General features: G+C 74.8%; 13 protein-coding genes. 3 read left to right on the plus strand and 10 right to left on the minus strand.

The genetic code is table 11. The features are described 5' to 3' along the window. The first annotated feature begins 59 nt into the window (after window positions 1–59). Entirely contained in the window at window positions 60–617 is a 558-nt protein-coding gene (locus tag GL259_RS36185; protein WP_159537875.1) for a hypothetical protein, read from the plus strand. 219 nt (window positions 618–836) lie between these two features. On the opposite strand, the gene GL259_RS36190 is transcribed toward GL259_RS36185, so the two are convergent. The 5 genes from GL259_RS36190 to GL259_RS36210 form a co-directional block, all read right to left on the minus strand. Continuing rightward, window positions 837–1,274 carry a glutaredoxin domain-containing protein gene (locus GL259_RS36190; RefSeq protein ID WP_159537877.1) on the minus strand — a complete coding sequence of 146 codons (438 nt, stop codon included), beginning with the start codon at window positions 1,272–1,274 and terminating at the stop codon, window positions 837–839. Window positions 1,275–1,562: 288 nt separating this feature from the next. After that, entirely contained in the window at window positions 1,563–1,976 is a 414-nt protein-coding gene (locus tag GL259_RS36195; RefSeq protein ID WP_159537879.1) for a WhiB family transcriptional regulator, read from the minus strand. A gap of 334 nt (window positions 1,977–2,310) precedes the next feature. Beyond that, window positions 2,311–3,372, minus strand: coding sequence for an EamA family transporter (locus GL259_RS36200; RefSeq protein ID WP_243762495.1), 1,062 nt, complete (start codon window positions 3,370–3,372; stop codon window positions 2,311–2,313). After that, window positions 3,369–3,977 (minus strand): TetR/AcrR family transcriptional regulator, encoded by a 609-nt coding sequence (locus GL259_RS36205; protein ID WP_159537881.1) that lies wholly within the window; start codon window positions 3,975–3,977, stop codon window positions 3,369–3,371. Before GL259_RS36205 ends, GL259_RS36200 begins: the two co-directional genes overlap by 4 nt. Before the next feature lie 36 nt (window positions 3,978–4,013). Then, a complete protein-coding gene (locus GL259_RS36210) occupies window positions 4,014–4,895 on the minus strand; it encodes an NAD-dependent protein deacetylase (protein WP_159537883.1) in 882 nt (293 codons plus the stop codon). A gap of 76 nt (window positions 4,896–4,971) precedes the next feature. Here GL259_RS36210 and GL259_RS36215 point away from each other — a divergent pair, with 76 nt between their 5' ends. Continuing rightward, entirely contained in the window at window positions 4,972–5,211 is a 240-nt protein-coding gene (locus GL259_RS36215) for a hypothetical protein (RefSeq protein ID WP_208026565.1), read from the plus strand. 139 nt (window positions 5,212–5,350) lie between these two features. On the opposite strand, the gene GL259_RS36220 is transcribed toward GL259_RS36215, so the two are convergent. The 5 genes from GL259_RS36220 to GL259_RS36240 form a co-directional block, all read right to left on the minus strand. Next, window positions 5,351–6,316, minus strand: a complete 966-nt coding sequence (locus tag GL259_RS36220) for a YihY/virulence factor BrkB family protein (RefSeq protein WP_159537885.1) — start codon at window positions 6,314–6,316, stop codon at window positions 5,351–5,353. Window positions 6,317–6,839: 523 nt separating this feature from the next. Beyond that, a complete protein-coding gene (locus GL259_RS36225; protein WP_159537887.1) occupies window positions 6,840–7,409 on the minus strand; it encodes a hypothetical protein in 570 nt (189 codons plus the stop codon). Window positions 7,410–7,730: 321 nt separating this feature from the next. Continuing rightward, entirely contained in the window at window positions 7,731–8,354 is a 624-nt protein-coding gene (locus GL259_RS36230; RefSeq protein WP_243762496.1) for a hypothetical protein, read from the minus strand. 284 nt (window positions 8,355–8,638) lie between these two features. Next, window positions 8,639–10,108, minus strand: coding sequence for an aldehyde dehydrogenase family protein (locus tag GL259_RS36235; RefSeq protein WP_159537889.1), 1,470 nt, complete (start codon window positions 10,106–10,108; stop codon window positions 8,639–8,641). A 28-nt stretch (window positions 10,109–10,136) separates the two neighbouring features. Then, on the minus strand, window positions 10,137–10,883 hold the full coding sequence (locus GL259_RS36240) for an aquaporin (RefSeq protein ID WP_159537891.1): 747 nt from the start codon (window positions 10,881–10,883) through the stop codon (window positions 10,137–10,139). Between the two features lie 226 nt (window positions 10,884–11,109). Here GL259_RS36240 and GL259_RS36245 point away from each other — a divergent pair, with 226 nt between their 5' ends. Then, window positions 11,110–12,813, plus strand: coding sequence for an IclR family transcriptional regulator C-terminal domain-containing protein (locus GL259_RS36245; RefSeq protein WP_159537893.1), 1,704 nt, complete (start codon window positions 11,110–11,112; stop codon window positions 12,811–12,813). The last annotated feature ends 120 nt before the right edge of the window (window positions 12,814–12,933 follow it).

A 12,933-nucleotide genomic window follows, 5' to 3' on the forward strand; every position in this document is an offset into this window, starting at 1 on the left:
GCCGGGGTGTCCCTTCTAGACTGCGGCCGACCACCGGCCTGCCGTCGCATGGGGGAACCGTGAAACGCAAGACCAGTTTTGTGTGGGCGTCAGTCGCCGCCCTCGCTCTCGTCTCCTGCGGAAGCGACGACGGCGGCGAGGGGGCACGGCCCACCGCCGGCAAGCCGGCCGGCCCCTCCTCGAGCGGCCCCGCGCCGACGTCGACGGCCCCGACGGCCGACCCCGGCGAGCCTCCGCTGCCCGGCGCCGCCGGGGGAGAGGAGGGGGTCCGCGACGCCGTCACCGGCTGGTACAGGGCGGTCGCCGACGGAGACGGAGCCACGGCGTGCGGCCTGCTCACCGGCGAGGCGCGACGCGAGGCGATGGCCGACCTGCTCGCCTTCAACCAGCCCTGCCCGGAGGTTTTCACCGCGCTGACCTCGCAGTTCGACGACGAGGAGCTGCAGAGGTTCCGGTCGATAACCGTGAGCAGGGCGACCGTCACCGGAGACCAGGCCGTGGTCCAGGACGCGGACCTGAAGGGCCTCGCGGGCACGGAGGGCATGACCGACGAGGATCCGGACCCCCTCCGTCTGGTGCGCCGTTCCCAGGGCTGGCTGATCAGCGACCTGGGCTGACAGGAGACGGGACGCCCGCGGGGAACCGCGCCCTCACCGGCGGGAAGCCGGGGACGCGCTCACCCGCGTCCCCGATCCCCCGGCACGTGACGTACGCGACGCACACGAGCGCCATGACGACTTCACCCCAGGACGGCGTCCCGCGCCGGTCGGCGGGCAGCGGGGCGTCGAGGGCGCGTCGGAACACCTCCGCGGCCGGGCCGTCCGGACCGCTCCCGATCACCCGGAAGGGGAGAGCTGTTCGCGCACCCAGTCAGGGTCGGGGTTGACGTGCGGCCGACCCGCCACGACGACGGTGGGCACGGTCTCGTTGCCGTCGGCGGCGGCCCTCACCGCGGCCGCTGCGGCCGGGTCGCGCCGGATGTCGACCCAGTGCAGCCGGCGGGCGCTCCGGCCCAACCGGATGCGCAGTCGCAGACAGTACGTGCAGCCCGGTCGCCAGAAGACGACGGGCCGGCCGTCGGCCGCGCTGCGGCGTCGCGCCTCCAGCGCACTGATCGACCTCGGGAGGACCAGAGGCGGGTTCACGCCCGCGAGCAGCACGAACACCAGCAGGAGTGCTGCGGCCGCGCCGGGGCTCCCCCTGGAGAGCAGCCCCGTCGCGACGACTGAGCCGCAGAGGACGAACAGCATCGGCGGGATCCAGGCGCGCATCATGACGACGCAGGCTACCGATGGGCCGGAACACCCCTCGGGCCGGGCCGCTCACCCGGCGTTCACCGGACGCCGGAGCGGTCTTCGCCCGGCACCGGCACGGGGCCGACGGTGCGCCGTCGGCCCCGTGCCGTGGCGGCCGGCCACCGGTCGCACACCGACGCCCCGGTGGGGCGAAAGGCACCGGGCCCGAGGAAGGCCGCGACCGTACGGGGGGCATGACGCGGCGCGACGACACGTCGCGCCGCTCCTGGCACCACCTCCCGCGTGGCCGGTCGGTCGTCGGACCGGTCAGGAGAAGCGGGTGGTGGAGACGGATCGTGCCGAACGGATCGTGGAAGATCGCCAGCCGTCGTCGCCGGTGTCGGAGTCGTCGACGCCGCCGGGACGGGCGTCACGGCGGCGTCCGGGCGCCGGTCGTGCCGCGGGGGCGGTGTACTGATCATCCGTTGCGGCACGCCGGACGGCTCGTCGTTGGGCGGCCGTGGTGGCCCCCCAGATGCCGTCGTCCTCACCGCGCTCGATCGCCCAGGTGCGGCAGTCGAGGAGCACGGGACATCGTCGGCATATCGCCCGGGCCAGGGAGGCCTCCGACCCGGGAGCGGCCGAGTCGGACAGCGGGAAGAAGATCTCGGGATCCTCACCGACGCATGCGGCCTCATCGCGCCAGTCGTACGTAGCTGCGTGTTCGTGGACGTCGGTCATCGTCTACCTCTGCCGGTTCTCGTCTCAAGTGATCCAGAAGGCGGTTCGGCACATGGCGGTGCCGCGGACCCGGCAGAGGTTGCATGCCATCGTACGCAGCGATGTCCACTTTTTCCAGAATGTTTGTTTTGCCGGCCCGGGGTGGTGCGTCCGGACCGGCGGTCGGCGGGCGCATGGCTGTGACCAGCGTGTTCGGCGCGTCGAGGGCGCCCGGACCCGGCCGGCCGGAGGCGGTGTCGCGGGCGGCGCCCGCGCCGGTCCCGCCGCCGCCCGCGACCCTCACCCGTGGGACTGCCCCGCCGTCGGAGTCCGGACGTCCCGGACGGTGCTGTGGTCAGGTCGGGAGGGCTCGTTCGGGTTCGGTCGCCGATGCGTCCGCCGCGGTGTCCGGGCGGGGAGTGCGATCCGGTTGGACCGCGCCGTCCCGCAGGGCGCCGGTACCGGGCTCCGCGGTGGCCGCCCGGCCCTTCGGAGCGGTGCGCGCCGGTGTGGTGAGCACGGCGAGGCAGCCGACGACCAGGGCGATGCCGGCCCATCCGGACGGGGGCAGGCGCTCACCGACGACCAGTACGGCGAGTACGGCCGCGACGGCGGGCTCCAGCAGCGACAGCGTGGTCGCGGTGCTCGCGGGGACGTGCGCCAGCCCCCAGCCGAACAGGACGTACCCGATGAACATGGGCACCAGGGCCATGTAGACGCCGACGGCCGTGTTGGTCCAGGAGTCGAGGAGCGGCGCGCCGGTGGCCAGCAGCACCGGCATGAGCAGCAGTCCGCCCAGTCCGAAGACGCTCCCCATGGCCGCGCCGGAGCCGGCGCCGCGGCTGATCAGGCGGTGGGCGGCCCAGGAGTACAGGGCGTAGGTGAAACCGGCCACCAGGCCCAGTGCCATGCCGAGCGCGGTCGCCCCCGCGGAGTGGGCGCCGGGACCGGAACGCGGATCGGCCGTTTCCGCCGCGCACAGCAGCACCGTGCCGGACAGGCCCAGGGCGGCGCCGATCGTCCAGCGGCGCGTCAGGCGGCGTCCGTCCACCGCGCGCTCGATCACGGCCGAGGCGAGGGGGGCCGAGCCGATCGACACCACCGTCCCGGCGGCGACCCCGGCCAGGTGCATGGAGGAGTAGAACGCCAGGGGATAGGCCCCCACCGACAGGGCGCCGAGCAGCAGCACGCCGCGTTGCGCACGCAGCGCGGCCGTTTCCCGGCGGATGCGGGGGGCGGCCACGAGGGCCTGGAGCAGTCCGCCCAGGCCCATGGCGACGGCCCCGATCGCGAGGGGCCCCACCGCGGGGGCGAAGGTCGCGGCGGTGCCCGTGGTGCCCCACAGCACCGACGCCAGGAGCACGCACAGCGAGCCCGTGCCCACCGAACCGGCCGCGCGTCCAACGGGCCGCGTCACAGCCGGTCCAGCAGGTCGGCCGCCATCGCCCGGGCGTGTTCCAGGCGCGTGCCCGCGCCCTCCAGGCCGGCGCGGGCCATCGCGCCCTCCAGCAGGAACGCCAGGTGCTCCGCCACCGTGCGGGCCTCCTCCGGCCGCCCGGGCAGTAGTTCCCCGACGTGCCCGGCGAGCAGGGACTCGACCTCCTCCTTGTGCCGGCGCACCACGGCCCGGCCCTCGTCCCCGGCGGGCAGTTCGGCGGCCGCGTTCAGCAGGCCGCACCCCCGGAACCCGTGCTCGTAGGCGAAGGCGGCATGATCGGCGTAGGCGTCGAAGACGGCCAGTACCCCGCCCCGCGCGTCCCGGGCCTCCTCCAGGCGCCGCCGGTACAGGTCCAGCCACTCCTCGTGCCGCGCGTCGAGGTAGGCCCGCACCAGGTCGGCCTTGGAGGAGAAGTTGTTGTACAGGCTCATCTTCGCCACGCCCGCCTCGGCGGTGATCGTGTCGATGCCCGTGGCGGCCACCCCGTCCGCGTAGAAGCGGCGCGCGGCGGCGGCGAGCAGCTTCTCCCGCGCGGCTCCCCGCCGCGTGCCGGGCCTCGAAGCCGCGGCGCCGGTCTCGCTCATGACGTCCTCTCTTTCCCTCTAGGTAGACCAGTCTACCTAGAGGGGGACGCCCAGCCGGTCGGCCACGGTGGTGAGGGCCGTTCCCAGGGGGAGGGCGACCCGGGTGAGCGCGTGCCGGTCGCCCCGGGTCGGGTCCCGGTTGACGACCAGTACCGGCTTGCCGGCCTGGGCCGCCTGACGGACGAACCGGAGCCCGGACATCACCGTCAGCGAGGAGCCCAGGACCAGCAGCGAGGCCGCCTCGCTGACCAGCCGGCGGCAGTGCTCGACCCGTCGCGGCGGGACGGTCTCGCCGAAGAACACCACGTCCGGTTTGAGGATGCCGCCGCAGACCGCGCAGGGCACCACACGGAAGTCGCCGACCTGTTCGTCGGTCAGGTCGGCGTCACCGTCCGGGTTGATCCCCGCGGCCACCGGTTCGAAGCCCGCGTTGGCCTCCTCCAGCCGCCGGGCGAGTTCACGGCGCGGGCTCAGGGTGCCGCAGGAGAGGCAGACGACCCGGGCCAGGCTTCCGTGGAGTTCCACGACGTCCTCGCTGCCGGCGGCCTGGTGCAGGCCGTCGACGTTCTGGGTGATCACACCCGAGAGCAGACCGTGCCGTCCGAACGCGGCCACGGCCCGGTGCCCGGCGTTGGGGCGGGCGCGGCCGAAGGTGCGCCAGCCGAGGTGGCTGCGCGCCCAGTACCGGCGCCGGGCCCGGGCGCTGGAGGTGAAGTCCTGGTAGGTCATCGGGGTGTGCCGGCTCAGGCTCCCGCCCTCGCCCCGGTAGTCGGGGATGCCCGACTCCGTGGAGATGCCCGCCCCGCTGAGCACCAGCACACCGCCGGTTCTCAGCGCGTCGGCGACCGGTTCCAGGTCCGTGGTGCCCGGCGGCAGGTCCTCGGTGGGGGTCCAGCTCAGAGTGGGGCGCATGCGCATGCCGCCAGGGTACGGAACAGGCCGCCCTCGGCCGCCCTCACCGGAGTCCGGCGGACCGGGGCCGTTGCTGCGGCGGGTGAGCGCGGCTGTCACCGAGGTGACGGCCCCGGAGCAGGTGTACGTGTGCCTGTGGTCGCACGCCGGCGGGGTTCCCGGCCACCTCCACTTCGTCGTGCAGCCGGTGGGGAAGGAGGACATGGCCCGATTCGACGCCTTCGGCCCGGCACTGCAGGTGGCCATGGGGCAGGCGGGACGCTTCCCCGACGCGGCGGAGGCGGAGCGGGTCCGCGACCGGCTGAGGGAAGCACTCGGCTGACCCCGTCCCGCCGGCCCGGACCGTCGGCTTCGGCCTCATCGCCCGGCCGGGGGAGGCACGCGCAACCGCGTGCGTCGCGGCGGCCGTCCACGATCCGCCCCGGGGTGTGTCCGGCGCGCCGGCGCGCCCTCCTCACCGGTCAGCGGCCCGGCCCGGGGTCCGGCTGCACCGCGGCGTCGATACCGGCGCGCGCCGCCTCCAACTGGGCCGCGAACGCGATACCGAGGAAGAGGGCGACGGCGGTGAGGTTGGCCCACAGCAGCAGCGCGATGAAGGCGGTGAGCGGCCCGTACAGGGCGCCGAACGCGCCGCTCCCCTCGACGTAGAGCGCGAGCAGCCAGGTCGCCGCGACCCACAGCAGGAGATGGATGGCCGAGCCGAAGGCCAGCCACGTGTAGCCGGGCTGGACCCGTCGGGGCGACCAGCGGAAGATCACCGCGGAGGCGACCCACGCCAGCGCCAGTCCCACCGGCAGGTCGAGCGCGCCCCACCACCCCGTGCCGCTGCCCGGCCCTCCGACCACACGGGCCACCGCGTCGCCGACGGCGTCGCCGGCGACGAGCACGACGAAACCGAGCACCAGCGGCAGGCCGGCCGAGAGCGCGAGGAGGATGGCCCTGCCGTACTTACGGGGGAAGGGACGGTCGCGTTCGATGCCGTAGATGCGGTTGGCGCCCCGCTCGATCTGGCCCATGGCGGAGGCGAGGTTCAGCAGGGCGAAACCCAGACCGAGCCACAGGGCCAGTGTGGCCCCGATGTCGCCGTGGGCGCTGCGCCGCGTCCCGTCGAAGGCGTCCTGGACGAGGTCGGCGCTGGCACCGGGCACGATCCGGCCGAGGGTGAGCTCGATGACCCGGCCCACGCCCTCGGTGTGCACCGAGGTCGCCAGGCCCACCAGCGCCACGGTGAACGGCACCAGGCCGAGGACGACCTGGAAGGCGAGCGCCCGGGCGTTGCTGAACCCGTCCGCGTAACGGAAGCGGGCGAAGGAGTCGGTGAGCAGCCGCAGGCCCCCGTAGTGCCGCAGCGCGGCGAACGCCTCGTCACCGGAGAGCTCGTCCCCGATCATGTCCCGGGTCTGCGGGACGTGGACGACGGTTCCCATACGCGCGCACTCCTCGCCTCGAGTGGGTCTGCTCCACTCATTGGTCGCCCCTTTCCGTGACATCACACCTCGTGTGGATGCCCGGGCAGGAAAGCGGTGTGCGAGAGTCCGCAGGGGACGCCGTTCCCGTCGGCGACCGGCGGAGCGCGGCGTCGTGGGCGGGGCGCCGCGCGGTACCGGCGGCGGCCGACGGAGCGGCGGCCGGCCTTCCGGCGGCGAAGCCGGCCTTCGGGCGGTGGAACGGGGCAGCGGCGCTGCGTGAAGCCCCCGCTGCGTTTCACGCCGGCCGCGACCGCTCCCGACGCGCCGCACGCCCACGAGCCGGCGCGGTTCCCTCAGGGCCCGCCCGGTCGGCCGGTCCGGAAGGACGAACCGGGCTGGGCCGGGATCGCCCCGCCCGACGGCGGTGCGGGGGTCGCCGTCCGGGTGGAGTGGCCGTGCTCGCCCCCGCGTCGGGCGACCGCACGCGGGTCGCCGGGGCGGGCGGCCGACGCGTCCCGTCCTCAGGAGCCCTGCGACAGCCCTACGGCAGGAAGGGGGCGGCGGACCGGGCCCGCTCCCACATGCCGGGCATCTGCTCGACGGGGCGCTGCTGCTCACCGTGCAGGGCGTTGAGCACCACCAGGCAGCCGGTCAGGGCCGGCACCGCCCACTGCGCGTAGGCCAGCTGCCGCCGTGCCTTGCCGAGGTCGATGGGGTGCTGTTCCGCCTTCTCGGTGTCCTGCGGGTCGGAGGAGGCGGCCAGCTCGATCTTCTTGCCCAGGACACGGGCGTAGGCGGTGGCCGCCAGGGCCGCGGCGGTGACGACGGTCTTGGCCGTGGTGGAGGCGGCCACCCCCCTCTGCGCGGCGACCCGATGGGCGTTCGCGACGAGCAGCCCGCCGCCGCCGAACAGGTGCGCGCCGATGGCGGCGGCGTTGACCGGCGTCCACTTCGCCCATCCCGACGAGGAGATCCGTGCCGTGGCCTGCTCCGTCCCGCCCTCGTCCTTGGCGGCCCCGTTGAGACCGACCGCGCCCATCAGCGCCCCGCCGAACCAGGCTGCCAGGCCCACGTCGTGCAGGCTGCGGATGAGGGTGTTGCGTTCGGACATGACGGTGCTCCTTACGGAAGGGGACGGGAGGGCGGACAGAAACGCCGGTTACCGTTCCACCATCGGCGGGCCCCGGCCCCGCCGCCATCACGGCTGAACCGGACGAGTGCAGTCCGTGGAGGAGAACACCCGGACGGGTCGGCCTCGAGGCGACGGCCGCCGGTCACCGTGCGACGCTGTTGTCCTTTTCCCCCACGTCTCTCCTCCCCCCCGTCCCGGCATCGCGACGTCGGGGGGGGGGGGAGGGGCCGCCGGCCCCGAAGGGCCGCACACGTTCGTGAAAGGGGGGCGGGGCCGCGACGCGTCCTCCCTCCCCGGCCGTCAGCGCTCCAGGTCCCCGCGCATCTCGACGAAGAGCTTCCCCGCATCGGCGGGCGTGCTGTTCTCGAAGAGCGCGACGGCCGCCGTGCCCTCGTCGGCCCAGCCGCAGATGACGTTGCCGTCCTCGCTCAGCGAGGCGAGCAGGCACTCCACCGAGCCGCCGAGCGGTCCCGGCTCCACCGGCTGAGCCTCGGGGTGGCCCAGTTCCGGGTCCCACCGGATGTGCTCGAGCATGCCCCGGAACAGGTGCTCGCGGCGCTCGTTGGTGTCCTCGGGCACGTGATCGACGCCCTCGAACAGCACCGGCGCGCCCTGTCCGTCCGGCTCCCCGTAGTTGCCGGTGACCAGCGTCATGCCGTCCCGCATCTCGCCCGGGTCGACAGGGACGTCCGTCAGGGCGCCGTCCCCCGTCAGCTTGTCCAGGCCGCCCGCTTCGGGGGCGTCGACCAAGGTGCGCGGACCGCTCCGCTCCGCCGAAGGCGTCGGCGACGCGGGCTCGGATGCCTGCCCGCTCGGGGAGGCGACGGGAAGCCCCGCACCGTCCTCCCGGCAGCCGCCGGCCGTCAGCACCGCCAGCACCGCCATGGCCGCCAGGCCCGCTCTCGCCGCAGGCGCACGCTTCATGAGATCCCCCCGCTGTTGCTTCACTCGTGGTGTTCCCCGCTCGTTCCGAGCGGCGGCAATGATCAATGACGAGTCGTTCCGGCCGGATGGTTCCCGGCCACGGGCCCCGGGCCGACGGCGTCCGGCAGGGACCGCCGCGCCCAGGGGCGCGGCCGGGGTCGTCCGGTGCCACGCGGGAGCCGCCCGGGGCCGCCGGCGTCACGCGGGAGCCGCCCGGGGCGGCTCCCTTTCCGACGCCCGGCGGATGCGCGGGCACCCGGGTTCGCGTCCGGGTGCCCGTCGCGTCAGATCGGGAAGTGCGCGTGGCCCGCGGCCTGCGCGGTGACCCAGCGCGTGTCGGTGAAGGCCTCGGCGCCGGCCTGTCCGCCGAAGCGGCCGTAGCCGGAGTTCTTCACGCCGCCGAAGGGGGCCTGCGGTTCGTCGGCGATGGACTGGTCGTTGACGTGGACGATGCCGGTCCGCAGACGGCCGGCGACCTCCAGGCCCTTCGCCAGGTTCTCGGTGATGACGCCCGCGGTCAGCCCGTACGGGGTGTCGTTGGCGAGCGCGACGGCCTCGTCGACGCTGTCGACCACGTGGACCACGGTCGCCGGACCGAAGATCTCGTCGTAGTAGACCTTCATCTCCTTGGTGACCCCGGTGAGGACGACCGGGCGGATCAGCGTGCCCGGCTCCTCGATCTCACCGGTGCCGGCGGCCAGTTCGGCGCCCTGGGAGACCGCGTCCGCGACCAGGGCCGAGACCCGGCGGGCGGCGGCCTCGTTCACGACCGGGCCGACCGCCGTGCCGGGGTCGGCCGGGTCGCCGCAGGGCAGTGCCCGGACACGGGCCGCGAACCCGGCCGTGAACGCGTCGGCGACCGCACGGTGGACGATGACCCGGTCCACGCACATGCAGATCTGGCCCGCGTTCATGAAGGAGCCGAAGACCGCGGCGTCCACCGCGTAGTCGACGTCCGCGTCCTCCAGCACCAGCAGGGCGTTCTTGCCGCCGAGTTCGAGCACGGCGGGCTTGAGGTGCCGGGCGGCCTGGACGCCGATGGTGCGGCCGACCTCGGTGGAGCCGGTGAAGTTGACCATCCGCACCCGGGGATCGGCGATCAGGGCGGAGACCACCTCGGCGGCGTCGGCACGGTCGTTGGTGACGACGTTGAGCACACCCGCGGGCAGTCCGGCCTCGTGCAGCACGTCCGAGATCAGCAGACCGCAGGCGATCGGCGCGTCCTCGCTGGGCTTCATCACCACGGTGTTGCCCATCGCGATCGGCATCGCGACCGCGCGGACGCCGAGGATGACCGGCGCGTTCCAGGGGGAGATCGCGGCGATCACTCCCTTGGGCACCCGCACCTGGGCGGAGTGGACGCCGTCGGCGTCGGTGGCGAGCACCTGGCCGGTCGGGCGGCTGACCTCGGCCGCCGCCTCCAGCAGGATGTCGGCGGCCAGCCGGGCGTTGAAGCCCGCCCAGGGCGCGACGCCACCGACCTCCGCCGCCATCAGCCGGACGACCTCCTCCGCGCGCTCGGTCATCAGCTGCGCGGCGCGCAGGAGGATCCGGCGGCGTTCGGCGGGCTTGGTCGCGGCCCAGGTCTCGAACGCGGCGTCGGCGGCGTCCACGGCACGGCGTACGTCGTCCGGGGTGCCTGCGGCGACCTCCGCGTACACGGCGCCGGTCCAGGGGTTGACGTCGGATGCGGTGCGGCCGGAGGAGGCGGGGACCTCCCGGCCGTCGATGATCAGTCCTCGGGAGAGGGACACGGGTGCTCCTGGGGTGGGGAGGTCGGGATCAGACCTGGACGGGCGAGGGCGAGGGGACGGCGGCCCGGCGGGTGCGCCAGACGCGGTGGGCGAGGCCGACGAGGGCCGGGGCGACCAGCGGCGCGATCATGTAGTTCCAGAAGTGCCCGTACGTACCGGAGAGCAGGGCCGGGCCGAAGGCGCGCGCCGGGTTGATGCTCGCGCCGGTCACGGTGCCCAGGGCCGCGATGACGGCGCCCACGCCGAGGCCGATGACCGCCGGGACCAGAGCCCCCGGGGCGGGTCCGGCCATCGCCAGCGTCACCACGACGAACACCGCGGCGAGCGCGGAGCCCTCGATGAGGAACAGCTCGACCGCTCCGGTCCCGGGCGCGGGGTGCACGGCCGCGTATCCGATCCGGCGCACGGCCTCGCCCCACACCAGCCCGGCCAGCGCGGTCCCGGCCACGGATCCGGCGAGCTGCGCGGTGGCGTACGGGAGGACCGCGCGGCCGGGGAAGAGGCCGCTCGCCCACAGGTAGACGGTGACACCGGGGTGGAGGTGGCCTCCCGACATGCGGCCGGGCGGCGAGTACATCAACGCCGCGATCAGCGCGGCGACCGCGGTTCCCGCGACGGCGAACAAGGTGTGCGGGTCGCCGATCGCCAGCGGCGAGCCGGGCAGGGCCAGCCAGCGGACCAGGCTCACCACGACGAAGAGAAGCACCGTGGTCAGCGCGCATTCGCAGGCGCCGTGCCGGACGAGATCCGCGCGGCTCCGGGCGGAAGTGCTCATGGGAGTCCTCGGGGACGGGGGCGGAGGTGAGGGAGGAGGGGCAGCCCGGCGGGGTGCGTCCCGCAGCACACCGGATCACTGATTTTTCGCTGAGTGAACTTATATTCATTGAGTGAGTGGGCAGAGTCTGCGTGATCGTCATGACGGCTGTCAATGGCCGGTAGCGTTCTCCGGAGGACGGGAACGGCCTGATGCGCCGGGAAGCGGAAGCGCGGAAGGAGAAGCCATGGCGCCGGGCGTTTCGAGGGCGGCACCGAAGGAGCCGGTGACGGCGGACCTCTCGCCGGGGGACTCCGGGGCGGAAGCCACCGGCCCGCTGGAGCGCGGACTCGCCGTGCTGCGGGTCATGGCCGACGCCCCCCACGCCATGCGCCCGGGCGACCTCGCCCGCGCGACCGGCCTGGCGCGTTCGGCTGTCGACCGGATCACCGCGACCCTGACCCACCTCGGCTACCTGCGCGCCGAGGGGCGCGAACTCGTGCTCGCCCCCCGCCTCATGGAATGCGGCAACGCCTATCTGGACGCGAGCGGCCTGTCCCGCGCGCTGCGGCCGAACCTGGAGCGGCTGACCCGCACCCTCGACGAGTCGGTCTCGGCGATCGTCCCCGACGGCTGCGACGCGCGCATCGTCGGCAAGGCCGTCCCGCCCGGCCGGGTGATTCCCCTGGGCTTCCGCGTCGGTGACCTGCTGCCCGCCGAGCGCTGCGCGGCCGGTGCCGTACTCGCCGCCGGATGGCGGCCCGAGACGTACGACGCGTGGCGGGCCCGCCGTGCCGCCGACCCCCTCGACGCGGGGTTCCCGGCCGTCCCCACGCGTCGCACCGCCCCCCTCCCCGAGCGGACGGAGGCCGAGTTCGCCGCCTGGACCGCGGCGGCCGAGGCGAACGGCTGGGCACTGGACGACCAGCTGGTCGCCCCGGGCCTGGTCGCACTGGCGGTCCCCGTGCGCGACCCCGGCGGCCGGCCCGTGTGCGCGATCAGCGTGCTCGCCCACGCCGGCCGCCACGGCGGCGGCGAACTGCGCGAGCACGCGCTGACCGCGTTGACGCAGGCGGCCCGGGACATCGCGGACGAGCTGTACGGCACCCCGGCGGCAGCCGCTCCGCCGCCTGCCGCCCCCGCCTACACCGACGCCAAACCGGAACTGGGCCCGTCCTTCCTCCAGGCGCTGGCCCGGGGCCTCGCCGTGCTGACCGCGCTCGGCCGGCGGCCCGGCGGCCTCGCCCTCGCCGAGGCGGCCGAGGCCGCCGGGCTCTCGTACCCCAGCACCCGCCGCAATCTGCTGACGCTGCGTCAACTCGGTTACGTCGAACAGCGCGGCCGCCGCTTCCTGCCCTCCCCGCGCGTCCTGGAGCTGGGATACGCACGGCTGTCCACCCTCACCCTCGCCGACATCGCCCGGCCCCATCTGGCCGAACTGGCCGAACGGGTGAAGGAGTCGGCCTCACTCGCGGTCCTCGACGGCGCCGAGGTCCGCTATGTGGCCCGGGCCGCCACCGAACAGATCACCAGCGCCCGGATCACGCCCGGCACCCGGTTGCCCGCGTACGCCACCTCCATGGGCCGGGTCCTGCTCGCGGACCTGCCCGAGGCGGACCGGCTGGAACGGATCCGTGCCCTGCGCCCCCGGTCCCTCACCCCGCACACGCTCACCTCGCCCGACGCGCTCGCCGCCGCCCTGGACCGGGCCGCCCGTGCGGGACACGCCCTGGTCGAGCAGGAACTGGAGGTGGGACTGCGCTCGCTGGCCGTACCGGTCAGGGACCGCGGCGGGCGAGCCGTCGGAGCCGTGAACGTCGCCCTGCACGCCGGCCCGGAGCCGCCCGCACACACCCGGGACACCATGCTCCCCGCGCTGCGCGCCTGCGCCGCCCGCATCGAGTCCGACCTGGCCGTCGCGTTCGTCGACACCCCCGTGCAGACGGACTGACGGCCGCTCCGGCCCGCGCAGGGTCGAGGACACGCTGCCCCTCCTCTCTCCTCCGTCGAGGCCGGGACGGACGCCGCCCTGCTCGCCCCCGGAGCCGGCACGACGCACGTCGCCGTCGCC

Origin of the sequence: Streptomyces sp. Tu 3180, assembly GCF_009852415.1 — a bacterium.
Lineage (GTDB): Bacteria > Actinomycetota > Actinomycetes > Streptomycetales > Streptomycetaceae > Streptomyces.